14 protein-coding genes are annotated in these 13,283 nt (G+C 57.1%); 9 read left to right on the top strand and 5 right to left on the bottom strand.

Annotated features, from left to right (window positions below):
- Positions 1–297 precede the first annotated feature (297 nt).
- The 3 genes from ACR0EV_RS03580 (at position 298) to ACR0EV_RS03570 (ending at position 3,957) form a co-directional block, all read left to right on the top strand.
- Entirely contained in the window at positions 298–1,734 is a 1,437-nt protein-coding gene (locus tag ACR0EV_RS03580; protein WP_480798822.1) for a DegQ family serine endoprotease, read from the top strand.
- 179 nt (positions 1,735–1,913) lie between these two features.
- Positions 1,914–2,594 carry a response regulator transcription factor gene (locus ACR0EV_RS03575; protein WP_480798821.1) on the top strand — a complete coding sequence of 227 codons (681 nt, stop codon included), beginning with the start codon at positions 1,914–1,916 and terminating at the stop codon, positions 2,592–2,594.
- Entirely contained in the window at positions 2,587–3,957 is a 1,371-nt protein-coding gene (locus ACR0EV_RS03570) for a sensor histidine kinase (protein ID WP_480798820.1), read from the top strand. The genes ACR0EV_RS03575 and ACR0EV_RS03570 overlap by 8 nt, the downstream gene beginning before the upstream one ends.
- Here ACR0EV_RS03570 and ACR0EV_RS03565 read toward each other — a convergent pair.
- From ACR0EV_RS03565 to ACR0EV_RS03555, 3 genes are read right to left on the bottom strand one after another with little or no spacing between them, the layout of a single operon-like run.
- Positions 3,954–4,421, bottom strand: coding sequence for a CYTH domain-containing protein (locus tag ACR0EV_RS03565; protein WP_480798819.1), 468 nt, complete (start codon positions 4,419–4,421; stop codon positions 3,954–3,956). The genes ACR0EV_RS03570 and ACR0EV_RS03565 overlap by 4 nt on opposite strands.
- The gene (locus ACR0EV_RS03560; protein WP_480798818.1) at positions 4,418–5,173 is read right to left on the bottom strand and encodes a ParA family protein; all 756 of its coding nucleotides are present in this window, start codon (positions 5,171–5,173) and stop codon (positions 4,418–4,420) included. The genes ACR0EV_RS03565 and ACR0EV_RS03560 overlap by 4 nt, the downstream gene beginning before the upstream one ends.
- Before the next feature lie 3 nt (positions 5,174–5,176).
- Positions 5,177–6,742 carry a CHAD domain-containing protein gene (locus ACR0EV_RS03555; RefSeq protein ID WP_480798817.1) on the bottom strand — a complete coding sequence of 522 codons (1,566 nt, stop codon included), beginning with the start codon at positions 6,740–6,742 and terminating at the stop codon, positions 5,177–5,179.
- Between the two features lie 122 nt (positions 6,743–6,864).
- Here ACR0EV_RS03555 and ACR0EV_RS03550 point away from each other — a divergent pair, with 122 nt between their 5' ends.
- Positions 6,865–7,212 (top strand): TfoX/Sxy family protein, encoded by a 348-nt coding sequence (locus ACR0EV_RS03550; RefSeq protein ID WP_480798816.1) that lies wholly within the window; start codon positions 6,865–6,867, stop codon positions 7,210–7,212.
- Positions 7,213–7,266: 54 nt separating this feature from the next.
- On the opposite strand, the gene ndk is transcribed toward ACR0EV_RS03550, so the two are convergent.
- Together ndk and ACR0EV_RS03540 are read right to left on the bottom strand one after the other, a co-directional pair.
- Entirely contained in the window at positions 7,267–7,689 is a 423-nt protein-coding gene (gene ndk / locus ACR0EV_RS03545) for a nucleoside-diphosphate kinase (RefSeq protein ID WP_068334875.1), read from the bottom strand.
- Between the two features lie 115 nt (positions 7,690–7,804).
- A complete protein-coding gene (locus tag ACR0EV_RS03540) occupies positions 7,805–9,007 on the bottom strand; it encodes a multidrug effflux MFS transporter (protein WP_480798815.1) in 1,203 nt (400 codons plus the stop codon).
- A gap of 107 nt (positions 9,008–9,114) precedes the next feature.
- On the opposite strand from ACR0EV_RS03540, the gene ACR0EV_RS03535 reads away from it, so the two are divergent.
- Genes ACR0EV_RS03535 through ACR0EV_RS03515 form a run of 5 tightly spaced genes read left to right on the top strand, consistent with a single transcriptional unit; the run spans position 9,115 to position 13,278 of the window.
- Complete coding sequence (locus ACR0EV_RS03535) at positions 9,115–10,968, top strand: ABC-F family ATP-binding cassette domain-containing protein (RefSeq protein WP_480798814.1); 1,854 nt, start codon at positions 9,115–9,117, stop codon at positions 10,966–10,968.
- Positions 10,965–11,357: an ACT domain-containing protein gene (locus ACR0EV_RS03530; protein WP_171668082.1), complete on the top strand. Its 393-nt coding sequence runs from the start codon at positions 10,965–10,967 to the stop codon at positions 11,355–11,357. The genes ACR0EV_RS03535 and ACR0EV_RS03530 overlap by 4 nt, the downstream gene beginning before the upstream one ends.
- Positions 11,354–11,974 (top strand): MarC family protein, encoded by a 621-nt coding sequence (locus ACR0EV_RS03525; protein ID WP_171089588.1) that lies wholly within the window; start codon positions 11,354–11,356, stop codon positions 11,972–11,974. The genes ACR0EV_RS03530 and ACR0EV_RS03525 overlap by 4 nt, the downstream gene beginning before the upstream one ends.
- A 42-nt stretch (positions 11,975–12,016) precedes the next feature.
- Positions 12,017–12,598: a retropepsin-like aspartic protease family protein gene (locus ACR0EV_RS03520; protein ID WP_171182865.1), complete on the top strand. Its 582-nt coding sequence runs from the start codon at positions 12,017–12,019 to the stop codon at positions 12,596–12,598.
- 59 nt (positions 12,599–12,657) lie between these two features.
- Positions 12,658–13,278 (top strand): ImuA family protein, encoded by a 621-nt coding sequence (locus tag ACR0EV_RS03515; protein ID WP_480798813.1) that lies wholly within the window; start codon positions 12,658–12,660, stop codon positions 13,276–13,278.
- The last annotated feature ends 5 nt before the right edge of the window (positions 13,279–13,283 follow it).

Here is a 13,283-nt window from a genome sequence, read left to right as displayed (position 1 = left end):
ACAACCATTGAGGGAGCTGCATTTTTCCCCATCCTGTCGACAGATCATTGTCAACAAAACAAAAATAATTCAATGCTTTTGAAAGTTTGACGTCAATTTCAGCAACAATCCTCCGATTCGCGTGCCGACGACCCGGCAATTTCAGCGAATCCCGTATTGACGTCGGCCGTCACAGAACACTGGGTTTGTGGCAAAATTAAGATTTCTTCACATATCCCTAAGGAAAGACCAATCCTGCTGTCGCATCTCTTGTCTCAACGCGCAGTCGCACCTGCGCGACACATACAGGAGACAGAAATGAGCATCCGCAAATCATCGCTATTACTTCCCCGGACCTCCAACTGGATGGGCATTGGTGCCTTGGGCGCAGCCATGCTGGCAACAACTGCCATTCCATCCATGGCGGACGAGGCGCTGGCAGATCTGGTCGAAACCGTTTCACCTTCGGTCGTGACCATCATCGCGGAACAAGAGATCGTACCCGGCGCAACACCCGGGCAAAACTTTGACTTCGACGGGCATCCGTTTGGTGAATTCTTCAAGCGCTTCGGCGCGCCCGAAGGCTTCAACGCCCCCCAGCAAGGCCCAGCACAGGGTTTGGGCTCGGGCTTTGTTTTGGATGAAGCGGGATACATTGTTACCAATCACCATGTCGTGGACAATGCTTCAACCGTGACCGTTCGGCTGAACGATGACCGCACCTTTGAGGCCGAAGTGATCGGAACGGACCCACTGACCGATATCGCTGTGTTGAAAATCGATGCAGATACCGCGCTTCAGGCCGTTGAACTGGGCGACAGCGATGTCATCCGCGTCGGCGAAGACGTTGTAGCCATCGGAAATCCGTTTGGTCTGAGCTCAACAGTGACCACCGGTATCGTCTCGGCAAAGGGACGCAACATCTCGGAAGGCCCCTACGCAGAGTTCATTCAGACGGACGCAGCAATCAACAAAGGCAATTCAGGTGGTCCCCTGTTCAACATGGATGGCGAAGTTATCGGTGTGAATTCAGCCATTTATTCACCCAGCGGTGGATCGGTGGGCCTGGGCTTTGCCGTGACGTCGAATATCGTCGAACACATCACCACCGATTTGCGGGATGATGGCCAAGTCAGCCGCGGATGGCTGGGTGTTTCGATCCAGAATATCAGCCCGCAACTCGCGGCCGCCCTGGGGATCGATGCGTCATCCGGTGCACTGGTGTCTGATGTGGTTGCCGACAGCCCGGCGGATGGCGTTCTGAAACAGGGTGATGTGATCCTGTCCTTCAATGATGAAGCCGTCGACTCGAGCAGTGATCTGCCCATTCTGGTCGGCACAACCAAAGTTGGTACTGACAGCACTTTGACAGTGTTGCGTGACGGCAAAGAGGAAACGCTGACCTTGACCGTTGGTCAACACCAGGCAGCGTCTGCGCAGGCCGACACGCCGGTCGAAGCTGAGGTTGCAGGCACCACGCTGGGCGTCACAGTCGCCCCGCTGACCGAAACGGTGCGCGCCGAGACAGGTGTCGCCGAGACCGTCGAAGGCGTTGTGGTCACAGATCTGAAACCGGACAGCCCCGCCGCAAAGGCCGGTCTGCAGCGCGGTGACGTGATCGTCAAACTGGGCAACCAGGACACGTTCACACCTGACGCGTTGAAGGCCGCACTGGATAGCGAAAAAACCGATCCGGCCCTGGTGCTGATCAATCGCGGTGGCAGCCAGATCTTCGTCGCGGTGGAACTGGCCTGATTTGAACACGCGCGCGCCGCTTGATGGGGATTTTCGGCGCGCGCCTCACCCGGCGGAACAGAGTTGTCCACTATCCGCCGGGCTTGCCGGGTGCATGCCCAGCACCCGGCAAGATCCCCCGAATTCAATGTGCATCACCTGAAAATTGTGTTTAAATCCCGATAGAAAGGAGCCCGACCATGAGCCGCCGTCTGTTGATCGTGGAAGATGACGCTGACACCAGGGACTTTATCGCCAAAGGCTTCGGCGAAGAAGGCTATGTGGTTGAAACCGCAGAAGATGGCCGTGAAGGGTTGTATCACGCCACAGATGGAGGGTTCGACGCCATAGTGCTGGACCGGATGTTGCCAGGCTTGGATGGGCTGTCCTTGATCAAATCTCTTCGCGCGGCCGGTTTAAAAACACCCGTCCTGATGCTGACAGCCATGAGCGCCGTAGACGAACGGGTCAAGGGCCTGCGCTCGGGCGCGGACGACTATTTGGTTAAACCTTTTTCCTTTCAGGAATTGCACGCCCGGATCGAAGCTCTGCTGCGACGTCCGCAGGAATCCGAGGAAACGCCAACGCTCACCTGCAAAGACCTTGAGATGGATCTGTTGACCCGAAAAGTCACCCGAGACGGGCATGAGATTACGCTCACCCCCCGCGAGTTTCAGATCCTTGAATTTTTTCTGCGTCGCAAGAACCGCGTGGTGTCGCGCACCATGCTGCTTGAAGGCGTTTGGGACTATCACTTCGATCCAAACACCAACGTTGTCGACGTCCATATCTCGAAACTGCGGAGGCAATTGGATGAAGGCGGCGACGCCCCGTTGATTGAAACCGTTCGCGGTGCGGGCTACATGATGTCTGATGGATAACCTGCGACTTTCACTTAACAATTCTCGTACGCGACTGGTCGCGACCAGTATGTTTCTCAGCACCTTCCTGACTGCGTCGGTGTTGGCTTTGGTCTACGTCACCGCAAACCGAAGCATCGAATCTGAGACACGCTCGGTCGTTTCAGCTGAACTGACGGGTCTGGCGGATGAATATGAAAGGCGTGGTCTGCTTGGGTTGATCACGGCAATTGAGAGGCGGCTTCCAAGCGCTTTTGAACGAGACGCGCTTTACCTTTTGACGGATCGGATGGGCGTCAAGCTGGTCGGGAACCTGAAATCCTGGCCAGTGAATGTTGCCGCAGGCAGCGGTTGGGTCGATCTGGAGCTTCGTCGCGCCGACAATGACCAGCTTGTCCCGGTGTCGGCCGCCTCAATCCGCCTGCCAGGCGGGGAACGTCTGCTGGTTGGGCGCGATGCCGCCACACGCCAGCAGTTTGATCGCGTCCTGTTCAGGTCGGTCGCATTGGCACTGGGGATCGCCTTTGTGCTGAGCGTGATTACCGGCTGGCTGTTTACGCGTCTGGTCTTTGCGCGTCTTTCGGACATTGCCAGCACGGCCGAAAACATTGTGTCAGGTGATTTGTCCAAAAGAATGCCCATGCGTGGAACCGGCGACGAATTTGACCAAGTTTCGGGAACGTTGAACAACATGCTGGATCGGATCGAAGAACTGATCAGCAACCTGCGCACCACGTCGAATTCCATTGCGCACGACCTGCGATCTCCGCTCTCGCGTTTGCGTCAGCGTGTCGAGGCCCTGTCAGAACCGGGAAAAACCGATCTGGAGCGCGAAGTCGATATCGCCCGTGCAACAGCAGAAATAGACCACGTGCTGCGTGTGTTGGCGCAACTGACCGAGATTTCACGTGCCGAAGCGGGGCTTGGGCGCGAACAGTTCGAAACCATCGATTTACAACACCTCGTCGGGGATGTTGTGGAACTTTATGACCCTGTCGCAGCTGATCAGGGTATTACACTAGAAATCAGTGGCTCTGCCCCCCCGATCGAAGGGCACCGCCCGCTTCTATCGCAAGCCCTGTCCAACCTGCTGGAAAATGCTATGCGGTATGCGCCTGAGGAGTCGACCATCACAGTGTCGATGGATGCCACGAACGGGTTTGCCTGTCTGCATGTTCGTGACCAGGGCCCGGGCGTCCCACCCGAAGAACTGGATCGCCTGCAATTGCCTTTTGTAACTCTTGACCCCGCGAGGACGGAACGCAATGCCGGGCTGGGTCTGGCATTGGTCGCAGCGATTTCGCATATGCATGGCGGGAAATTTGCAGCCGAAAACTGTGACCCCGGTCTGAAAACAACGATCTTTCTGGCGCAGAAGCCCTAAGCCGGGATACCGTTTGTCGCCATTGTCTTGTTTTTATAGCGTTTGTCTTCCGTTACATCCGCTCCGAACCATACCGGCGGCACAAAAGCCTCGGCGTCTTCTACAGAATTGAACTCGACTTCAACCAGCCGTAACGACGCCAGATCGCCTGAAAAAATATCCAGCTCAAACCTGAGCCCACCCGTCAAGTGTCCGGTGAAGCGCTCTTTCTCGACGCGGCGACCTTCGGTTTCAGGCCAGAAGGTTTCAAACTGTGCTTCCGTAATCTGTGCTTCACGTTCAACACGGACCAGCCCACCGCCGCCTTTCAGGGTCAGGTAAAACGCATCGTTCTTTTGCCTCAACCGCAATTCTGTCGAGTCGTCAGGCGCCGTTAGATAGCCCTGTCGCACAACCGCTTTCTGCGCATTGCTCAGGTCCGGCAAGTCTGCAACCAGAAACTTGCGTTCGATTTCTTTACTCATTTGGCCGAAACTACTCCGTTTTCCAATTCGTCGAACAGCGCCTGATAGGATGCGCAAGCCACGCTGCGCCCCGCATAGGTGCTGACCGGGGCACGGTGCTGACCCATTTTTTCTATGTCCGCCGCAAATGGCACCGTCGTTTGTAAAAACCGTTTAGGATACAGCTTGCGCATCGACAGCATCGTTTCCTGATGCAGAACCTTCCGCTGCTGGACCATCGAAAAGAACGCCCTCAGCTTTTTCTTGCGCAGCTTGTGTTCGTCAAAAAAGCTTACCAACTGGTCGAACGTGCGTTCAGAAAGAGTTGTGGGAATAACCGGCACAACGATTACATCAGCCGCCTTGAAGATGTTCTCTGACAGGGTCGAAAAGTTTGGCGGGCAATCCAGGATGATCACGTCATAGTCACTGCCGGCCGAAACCAGTGCCTTTTTCAGGCGCGAGCGTTTGTTACGCATCCGGGACAGGAACACATCGAAATCGCGGAAAGTCAGGTTTGCAGGCAGCACGTCCAAACCTTCAAAGTCGCTGGCCCGGATTGCCTTGGTAAACCGTTCTACATCTTCGAAAAACCGCGCGTCCGTCAGTTTCTTTGATGGTTTCACGCGAAAGTAGAAGCCCGACGCGCCTTGAGGATCGAGATCACACAGCAGAACCTGTTTCCCTGCCTGCGCATACGCAAATGCGAGGTTCACCGAGGTTGCGGTTTTACCGACACCGCCCTTGTTGCTGTAGCAGGCAATGATCTTCATCCCTCACTCCTCATTATGGTGAAATAATCTGCGGAACAGATGCTGGGTTTCAGGGCTGTCAAAATGCTGGAAACTGGTGATGACACGGCTGCGCTCGAACTTTTGACGTTGATCCAGCACGGCAATCAACCCTCCTACAGCCAGACCAATCTGTGAATCCACACGACCCTGCGCGTTGCTTTGCTGCGAGACAAATGTCAGCAGAGCCTCTTGCTGCACCGAATAGTCATTAAACAGACCCAAGTTATCTTGCAGCTTTTTTAAAGGCTTGAGTATCGTTTTGAATGCCTTCGCGTCAAAGAGCGGGGCAAAGAACTCCATCAAATAACGCAGTTTCTTGCAATCAATACGCAGGTCATGGACCGTCTCATCCGGAGTGTCATCGGTGATGCTTCGCGCGATTTTGCACACCTTGCGATAGCGTTTCCAGATCAGCGTACAGGCATAGTCATAAGCGCCCCGATCGGCGTTTGGTCCCGGTTGCAGATGGACGGTGCCATCGAACCTTTCGATCAGACGATCCATCGACGCGCTGTAGTCACGACTGCGCAATCTGCGAGACAAGCGCGACAGTTCCTGTTTGCGCTCTTTCTGAAACTGCTCAAACATCGCCTGCAGTCCCACATGAAGGTTGGCTGGTATGAGGCTGAAGTACATATCTTTTTCCAAAAGGTATACATCCAGATCTCGCAGCCGCCCGGTTGGCGCCATAAGGTTCGAAAAAACGCGTTTCAGTTCTTCGGTCTGGTCTTCGGAAAACACCCCTTTGAACAAGCTGACTACAGACCGGATCTTACGTAATGACACACGGTAATCGTGCAGAAACTCTGTATCAATATCGGCGACTATGCCCTCTTCGTTTTGCCGGGCAACCTTCAGATGGGTGTGTATAATATCTGTCGCCACTTCGAGCGAGGGTTCGGTTTTTCCAAGTTTGATCTCGGGCTTGGCCCGGTAGGTCACCAAGCCCGAAAACAGACCTGCATAGAGCGCTTCAACGTCCTGTGCGCAGCCCGGCAATTCAACGATTGAAGAGCAGACCTTTTGATAGGTGCGTTCATAACCGCGCAACCCATGCAATCGAACGACCGTAGCCTGCCCCGAGGCCGACGTCATAGACCAGATCACCCCTCTGACCTGCGTCTTTTGCAGTTCGTCCAGCACAACAAGAGTGCTCTCTTCCAGCTTACCGACCCCAATCTGCATCAGGGCCCGGAGCTTTGGAAAATCGTGCATCGCCGCCCGCACTTCACCGTCAGGCAGGTCATGAACGAACCGCCCTTTACCAAAGCCGCTCTGGGACAACGGGCGCTGGTCTTTTTGCAGCAAGTGCAGTGCCCCGCCGCTTTCGATCAGCACTCGACCTGCTGCGCGCTGGGTCTGGTCATGGCAATCCAAAATCGAAAAAGGCTTGCTTGTACCTTTTGGCTCAATCACCAAAGTTAAGCCCAGCAAAGAGGCCTCAATAGCTTTCGTGTCCATCATCGAGGAGAGAAAGAACAGGTCTTCAGACGGCACGTTCACTCCCCCTTCAATCGATCCTTCTTTGGTCTTTGTGTGTTCAAACACCCGACCCTCCGCGAAAGCCTCGCCTCATGCAAACGCAAGCTTGGGAAAACATCAAGACATTCCGTTTTGACCAAACGTAATCCTCGGGTGACAGGGCAGCGGGATGAACGTAAAACGAACGCATGAGCGACCCTGTTTCATCGATCCGAAACCTTGGCCCGGCTTTCGAACAAGCCTGCGCCCGTGCAGGGATTCATTCGGCGGAAGAGTTGCGAGAGCTAGGGCCGGACGAGGCTTATGCCCGTCTATTGCGCGCCGGGACCAGGGCCCATTTTATCGGCTACTACGTTCTTGTGATGGGGTTGCAGGGCCGTCCGTGGAACGACTGCAAAGGCGAAGAAAAGAAAGCCCTGCGTCAGCGCTTTGACGCGATAAAGGCGGGCAATAGCGCCGCGCCCGAAAACCAGATGATCGCCGATCTGGATGCCATTGGCGTGCGCGTTGCACCCAAAGATCTAAAGCAGGTCTGAACAAAAAAGGCCGCCCCAGTTGGAGCGGCCCAATACTTCGGTAGAAGCGGTGGCTTAGCCGACCAGTTCGATGCCCGAGAAGAAGTACGCGATCTCAACGGCTGCGGTTTCAGGTGCGTCCGAACCGTGGACCGAGTTTTCACCAACCGACTCGGCAAACTCGGCACGGATGGTGCCGGGTGCTGCGTCTGCAGGATTGGTTGCGCCCATGACTTCGCGGTTCTTTGCAATGGCGCCTTCACCTTCCAGAACCTGAACAACAACCGGAGCCGACGACATGAATTCGCACAGTTCGTCATAGAACGGACGCTCGGCGTGCACTTCGTAGAACTTGCCGGCTTGCTCTTTGGTCATGTGGATGCGCTTTTGCGCGACGATGCGCAGGCCGGCCTCTTCGAACTTGGCATTGATTTTGCCAGTCAAGTTGCGGCGGGTTGCATCGGGTTTAATGATCGAGAATGTGCGTTCCAGTGCCATGTCGGCCTCTCCTTACAATGTGACGCGGGGCCCGCGCCGAAATCCATCGCGCGCCGCGTATCACGGTCTTTGGCTTATGAAAAGTGTTATGATGGCCCGTTCGCCGCTTTGGCGTTCAGAATGTGTCGGGCAACGGGTCGATCCGGTCGAGACGACGGACATACAGCACCGCAAGCAACCCGGCAAAGCTGCATGCCCACATCATGCCCAGAACCAGAAACGGCCCGTTTTCGGGGCTGACAAACGCACCCGTCATCGAGGTCAGGACAGCCCCAAGCGCCACCACCATCGCGCCAGACAACCCTGCCGCGCTGCCTGCCAGCCTGGGGCGCACGGACATCACCCCTGCCGAGGCATTGGCGTTGGTCAGCCCGTTGCCGAATCCCACACATATGGCCGAGCCGAAGAACACCCAGACCGACCCAAGGCCAGCGAGAAACAGCAGCAATCCGAGGAATGGCCCGGTCGAGGCCACAATCCGTCCGATCAGGATCATCGTGGTCAGACGTGTCCGCGCGGCGATCCGGCCAGTGACGAAGTTACCCACCATGAACCCGCCGGTAATAATCCCTATGCCAAGGCCCAACATCGCAGGGCTCAGATCGAACCAAGCGGCGGCGACCAGTGGCGCGCCGGTGATGAAGCTGTAGAACCCGCCAATCGAAAACGACGCGCACAGGGCGTAACCCCAGAACCTGCGGGCGCGAAACAGATCCGGGTATTCGCGCAGTTGGGCTGAAAAGGTGGACGAGCGGTTCATGTTGGTCTCGCCCATGTCAAACCACAGCAAAACCAACAGCCCTGCCCCCAGCATAGTGTAAAGCACAAACCCCGAGCGCCAGCCAAAGAGCATATCCAGCCCGCCGCCCAGCATCGGCCCAAGCATCGGTGCCAAAGCCATGGCCATCGCCACATACCCCAGTTTGCTGGCCGCCTCGTTTGGTGGGTACCGGTCTCTGATCGATGCGCTGGACAGAACCGACCCGGCCACCACCGCAGCCTGCAAAAGCCGGAAACCCAGGAACACCCAGATCGACTCGGCCAGTGTGCAACCGATTGAGGCGACGACGAAGATCGTCATGCTCATCAACAGGATCGGCCTGCGTCCGAAGCGATCAGACAGCGGCCCCATGATCAGTTGCAGCACGGCTGAAACCGCCAGATAACCGGCAACCGATAGGTTCATCAGGCCGTAATCCACGCCGAAATCTTCGCTCATGTGGGCCAGCGACGGCAGGAACATGTTCAGCGACAGCACCGACAACGCAGTGGCAAAGATCAGCGTGATCAGATGAGGGGGCGTTTGGGCCGCGCGCATGGGAAAAACCGTTCAGAAAAGCAAACGACACAGCGCTAACACATTGCATGAGACTTGAACATGCCAAGCCGCTGGCGGCGGCATCACGCCTCTGCTAAGAGCGGCCCATGCTACGGATCGAAGACATCACCTATGCCGTTGAAGGCCGTCCTTTATTTGACGGCGCAAGCGCAACCATTCCAGACGGGCACAAGGTTGGCCTTGTGGGCCGTAATGGCACCGGAAAGACCACCCTCTTCCGCCTGATCCGGGGGGAACTGGCGCTGGAATCGGGCAATATCGCGGTCCCCAAACGCGCGCGGATCGGCGGTGTCGCTCAAGAAGTGCCCTCGTCCGATGTCTCGCTGATCAACACGGTTCTTGCCGCTGACACGGAACGCAGCGCTTTAATGGCCGAAGCCGACAGCGCCGAAGACCCCGCCCGCATTGCCGACATCCAGACCCGCTTGGCCGATATCGACGCCTGGTCCGCCGAGGCGCGCGCTGCCTCGATCCTCAAAGGCTTGGGTTTTGACGATGAAGACCAGCTAAAGCCCTGTTCGGATTTTTCGGGCGGCTGGCGGATGCGTGTCGCTTTGGCAGCGGTGTTGTTCTCGCAGCCTGATCTGCTGTTGCTGGACGAACCAACCAACTATCTGGACCTTGAAGGCGCGTTGTGGCTGGAAAGCTATTTGGCCAAATATCCGCACACGGTGATCATAATCAGCCACGACCGAGGGTTGTTGAACCGTGCCGTCGGCTCGATCCTGCATTTGGAAGACCGCAAGCTGACCTATTACGCGGTGCCTTATGACAAATTCGCCGAACGGCGCGCTGAACGTCTGGCGCAGGCGGAATCCGAGAACGCCAAGGCGAAGGCACGCATCGCGCATTTGCAAAGCTTCGTCGATCGCTTCCGCTATAAGGCGTCCAAGGCCGTTCAGGCCCAATCCCGCCTGAAGATGATCGAGCGCATTCAACTGGTCTCAACCCCGCAAGAGGCCGCCCTGCGCGCGTTTTCCTTCCCCGAGCCAGAAGAACTGTCGCCGCCGATCATCCAGATCGAAGGTGGTGTGACCGGCTATGGCGAGACTGAGGTTCTGCGCCGCCTGAACCTGCGGATTGACCAGGATGACCGGATTGCCCTGTTGGGTAAGAACGGTCAGGGCAAATCAACCTTGTCCAAGCTTTTGTCCGACCGCCTGCCCCTGATGGCGGGCAAGATGAGCCGTTCCAACAAGCTGCGCATCGGCTATTTCGCACAGCATCAAGTGGATGAGCTTTATGTGGACGAAACGCCATTGGACCACCTGCGCCGTCTGCGTCCTGACGAAGCGCCGGGCAAGTGGCGCTCTCGGCTGGCTGGATTTGGACTGAACGCGGATCAGGTCGAAACCGAGGTTGGTCGTCTGTCCGGCGGTCAGAAAGCGCGCCTGTCGCTGCTGATCGCCACGATTGATGCGCCGCATATGCTGATCCTGGATGAACCGACCAACCACCTTGATATTGAAAGTCGTGAAGCACTGGTCGAGGCGTTGACCGCATACTCCGGTGCGGTCGTTTTGGTCAGCCACGACATGCACCTTCTAAGCCTTGTTGCGGACCGGCTTTGGTTGGTCTCGGACGGGACGGTCAAGCCCTTCGACGGCGACCTTGAAGCGTACCGATCTCTGTTATTGGCGCGGGACAAACCTGTCAAAGAAAAGCCGCAAGTCAGCAAGCCCAAACGCCCCTCGCGCGAGGCCATGCTGGCCTTGCGGGCCGATTTGCGCAAATGCGAGGATCGGATCGAGAAGCTGACGGATATGCATGACAAGCTTTCGGCCAAACTGTCGGACCCGGCTTTGTATGAAGACGACAAGATCAACGATCTGGAAACCTGGAACCGCAAATTCGCGGAAGTCACCGAGGCGATGCAAAAGGCCGAAGCACTATGGGTTGCTGCGGCAGAACGGCTGGAACAGGCAGAAAACGTTGCATGATGAAGCCCGTCGTTGAAACCAAGGCCATGATCGCAGGCATGCGCCCCGTGCTTCAGCCGGGCGAATTTGCGTTTGTTGTCTGGCCACAAGAAAAAGCCTGGCCCGAAGGCACACGGGCAAGCTGTATTGAAGCCGAAGGTCTGTCGCTGATCATCCCCGTTGGCGCCGCACCGGAAGACGCGGTGCCCATGCGCTGCATCACACTGCAGGTTCATTCGTCGCTTGAGGGGGTGGGCCTGACCGCTGCCGTTTCGACCGCCCTTGCGGAAAACAACATTCCGGCAAACATGGTTGCCGGGTATCACCATGACCACGTGTACGTTCCCAGCACCTTGGCTGAAAAGGCTTTGGCTGTTTTGAAAGACCTGCAACAGGAGGCTGCGGGATGATCGACCTTGCTTTCTTCATCACCGCGTTCACGACCTTGTTCGTGGTCATCGATCCGTTTGGCACAACTCCGATTTTTGTCGCGATGACGCAGGGTATGGATGCCCGGACCCGTCGCATGACGGCCTATCGCACCTGTGCTGTGGCCTCGGGCATCCTGATCGCCTTTGCAGCCTTTGGTGAGGCGGTTCTGGGCTTTGTCGGCATCTCGATGGAGGCGTTCAAGGTTGCAGGCGGTGCGCTGCTGTTCCTGACCGCGCTGGACATGCTGTTCGAACGGCGCACCAAACGGCGCGAGGATCGGGCCGAAGAAGAAGAACACCCGGATCCGTCTGTTTTTCCTTTGGCCATTCCCTTGGTGGCGGGGCCCGGGTCGATTGCGACGATCATCCTTTTGGCCGGTCAGCACCCGGGGTTTCTGGGCATCGCCGAGGCAATCCTGGTGATGCTGGCCGTAATGGCCGTCGTTTTGATCTTCTTCCTGTCAGGCGGTCTGATCGCACGTATTCTGGGCAAAACCGGGTTGAATGTGCTGACCCGGTTGCTGGGTATGCTGCTGGCGGCTTTGTCGGTGCAGTTCATTCTGGATGGCCTAAAGGCCTTTGGTTTTGCATCTTAGACCCCCATATAAACAGCACGTAACTTTGGTGGGGTGAACCACATGGATGGCGGCAGCTTTGGACAACTGGTGTATCTGGTCATACTTGGCACAGTGCTGGTGTTCTGGTTCATCTCGTACAATCGCCAGTCCCTGAACAAGACGTTGCAACAGGTAATGGCCTGGGTGTTCATTTTTGTCGGCGTCATCGCGATTATTGGTCTTTGGGAAGATATCCGTTCAACTGTTAGCCCTGCTCCGCAGATGACCGTTACTGGCGAAACGATTGAGGTGCCGCGTGCCTATGACGGCCACTATTATCTGCCCGTTTTGGTCAATGGTGAGCCAATCAACTTTCTTGTCGACACCGGTGCCAGCCAAATTGTCCTAAGCGCACAGGACGCGAAACGTGCAGGTATCGACCCGGATCAACTGAATTACTTTGGGCGCGCCCTGACCGCCAATGGCGAGGTGCGCACCGCCCCGGTCCGGCTTGAAACCCTGACCGTTGGCCCCATCACCGATCAAAACGTATCTGCCTGGGTCAATGAAGGTGAGCTGCACAAGTCCTTGCTGGGGATGGATTACCTGCATCGATTTTCCAACATCCAATTCGCAAACGGGCGCATGATCCTGTCGCGCTGACCTTTTCAGGGCTGCATTCGATCATTGAGAACAAAGTAAGAACATGTTAGCCTGCCTGCATGGCTGCTCATCTTCTTGATCAAAAACCCGCGCGTGCTGCTCCGGGGTTGACCCTACATAGTCAAATCACCCTGCAACTGGGCCGCGTGCACGAGGCATGTGGCCCTGCCCGGCGCAGCTTTGCCATGTGGCTGGCCAGTCAGGCGCAGGGGCCCGTGCTGTGGATCTCGCCCGCGTGGGAGCCTGGTCAGCTGAACCCGGACGGGATGATGCCCTTTGCCGATCCGGCCCGGTTCATCTTTGTCCGCCCCACCCGCGCCGAAGATCTGTTGTGGTGCATGGAAGAAGCGCTGCGCAGCGGGGCGATCCCGTTGATCATCGGCGACCTGCCAGGCGCGCCGGGTCTGACACCGGTACGCCGGATGCATCTGGCCGCCGAACAGGGCGGCACGATGGGGCGGGCTCCGCTTGGCCTGCTGCTGACCCCCGGTGACGGTGGCGCGCAAGGGGTCGAGACGCGCTGGCATATGGCTGCGGCCCATCAGGGCGAGGCCCGGCGCTGGACCCTGACCCGCCGCCGCGCCCGTGCCCTGCCCCCGGTCACATGGCAGGCCACTATGACCGCCGCCCGGTCCGGCCTGCACCTGACGCGCGTCGCGACCAAAGAAGCCCCGGTCTGAAAAAG

Source organism: Ruegeria sp. CF8 (assembly GCF_056537285.1).
This window is presented reverse-complemented; position numbering and strand designations above follow the sequence as displayed.

Bases quoted from the DNA above. Each gene is read 5' to 3' on its own strand.
- ACR0EV_RS03580 (WP_480798822.1), top strand. From the start codon at position 298: ATGAGCATCCGCAAATCATCGCTATTACTTCCCCGGACCTCCAACTGG.
- ACR0EV_RS03575 (WP_480798821.1), top strand. From the start codon at position 1,914: ATGAGCCGCCGTCTGTTGATCGTGGAAGATGACGCTGACACCAGGGAC.
- ACR0EV_RS03570 (WP_480798820.1), top strand. From the start codon at position 2,587: ATGGATAACCTGCGACTTTCACTTAACAATTCTCGTACGCGACTGGTC.
- ACR0EV_RS03565 (WP_480798819.1), bottom strand. From the start codon at position 4,421: ATGAGTAAAGAAATCGAACGCAAGTTTCTGGTTGCAGACTTGCCGGAC.
- ACR0EV_RS03560 (WP_480798818.1), bottom strand. From the start codon at position 5,173: ATGAAGATCATTGCCTGCTACAGCAACAAGGGCGGTGTCGGTAAAACC.
- ACR0EV_RS03550 (WP_480798816.1), top strand. From the start codon at position 6,865: ATGAGCGACCCTGTTTCATCGATCCGAAACCTTGGCCCGGCTTTCGAA.
- ndk (WP_068334875.1), bottom strand. From the start codon at position 7,689: ATGGCACTGGAACGCACATTCTCGATCATTAAACCCGATGCAACCCGC.
- ACR0EV_RS03540 (WP_480798815.1), bottom strand. From the start codon at position 9,007: ATGCGCGCGGCCCAAACGCCCCCTCATCTGATCACGCTGATCTTTGCC.
- ACR0EV_RS03535 (WP_480798814.1), top strand. From the start codon at position 9,115: ATGCTACGGATCGAAGACATCACCTATGCCGTTGAAGGCCGTCCTTTA.
- ACR0EV_RS03530 (WP_171668082.1), top strand. From the start codon at position 10,965: ATGATGAAGCCCGTCGTTGAAACCAAGGCCATGATCGCAGGCATGCGC.
- ACR0EV_RS03525 (WP_171089588.1), top strand. From the start codon at position 11,354: ATGATCGACCTTGCTTTCTTCATCACCGCGTTCACGACCTTGTTCGTG.
- ACR0EV_RS03520 (WP_171182865.1), top strand. From the start codon at position 12,017: ATGGATGGCGGCAGCTTTGGACAACTGGTGTATCTGGTCATACTTGGC.
- ACR0EV_RS03515 (WP_480798813.1), top strand. From the start codon at position 12,658: ATGGCTGCTCATCTTCTTGATCAAAAACCCGCGCGTGCTGCTCCGGGG.